General features: G+C 49.3%; 2 tRNA genes. Both read left to right on the top strand.

Annotated elements, in window-relative coordinates:
- Positions 1–77: 77 nt before the first annotated feature.
- Positions 78–154, top strand: a tRNA-Arg gene (locus tag LUU93_RS21605).
- 29 nt (positions 155–183) lie between these two features.
- Positions 184–260: transfer RNA gene (locus LUU93_RS21600), tRNA-Pro, on the top strand.
- Positions 261–300: the final 40 nt, after the last annotated feature.

Here is a 300-nt window from a genome sequence, read left to right as displayed (position 1 = left end):
CAAGCGGTAAGGCAAAGCTCTGCAAAAGCTTTACCCCCAGTTCGAATCTGGGTGGCGCCTCCACAAAACCATAGTGTGCGGCCTTAGCTCAGCTGGATAGAGCGTTTGACTACGAATCAAAAGGTCAGGAGTTCGAATCTCTGAGGCCGCGCCATTTTTACTTAAAGAATGAAGTCGATATATCGGGACGTAGCTCAGCTTGGTAGAGCACCTGGTTTGGGACCAGGGGGTCGCATGTTCAAATCGTGTCGTCCCGACCATTCATTCTTATATGCGGGTGTAGTTCAATGGTAGAACTTT

The sequence above is a fragment of the Flavobacterium soyae genome, from assembly GCF_021245985.1.
Classification (GTDB): domain Bacteria; phylum Bacteroidota; class Bacteroidia; order Flavobacteriales; family Flavobacteriaceae; genus Flavobacterium; species Flavobacterium soyae.
Note: the sequence above shows the minus strand (reverse complement) of the source record. Positions and strands in the feature narration are given on the sequence as shown.